The 783-nt window shown below is 23.2% G+C and carries 1 pseudogene; it reads left to right on the forward strand.

Annotated features, from left to right (window positions below):
• Nucleotides 1-783 (forward strand): annotated as a pseudogene (locus KJQ97_RS09295) (LPS-assembly protein LptD); the annotation flags it as partial.

Here is a 783-nt window from a genome sequence, read left to right on the forward strand (position 1 = left end):
GTTAAAAAGTAAGAATAGTTCTTATATAAATGGTGATTTTATTGTAAAAAATGCAAGTGTTAGTTCTTGTGATGTTGCAAATCCTGAATGGAGTATTGATTTTAAGGAAGGTATTTATAATACTAAAACTCAAGATTTAGTATTAAAAGGTATGGTTTTAAGATTTAAAAATATACCAATTTTTTATATGCCATATTTTGCTATTAATACAGATGATAGTAGAAAAACTGGTTTTTTGGTTCCTAAATTATCAATAAAAAGCAAAGAAGCTATTCATTATGAGCAACCATTTTTTTGGGCAATTAATCATAGAATGGATTTAGAATTAAGACCACAAATTAGAACAAATAGGGGTTATGGAATTTATTCTAATTTTCGTTTTGTTGATAGCCCTTATTCTAAAGGAAATATAGGAGTTGGGTATTTTAAAGAATTTAATAGTTATTTTAATAAAGAAGAATTGAAATTTGGCGAGCATTATGGATTTAATATGCACTATGAAAGAGATAAAATCTTTAATACAAATAACAAAAATCAAGAAGGATTATATTTAGACTTTTTAAGAATTAGTGATATTGATTATTTGAATTTATCTAGTTTTTTAGATAATAATGATGAAGCCATAATAACTTCAAAATTTAATTATTTTTATACAGATAATAAAGATTATTTCGGTTTATATGCTAAATATTATCAAGACACTTCAAGTATTAATCAAGATTATACTTTACAAGAAATTCCAAATCTACATTATCATAGATTTTATGATACTTTATTTGATAA

It is taken from the genome of Campylobacter sp. 2018MI01, assembly GCF_018501205.1.
GTDB lineage: Bacteria > Campylobacterota > Campylobacteria > Campylobacterales > Campylobacteraceae > Campylobacter_E.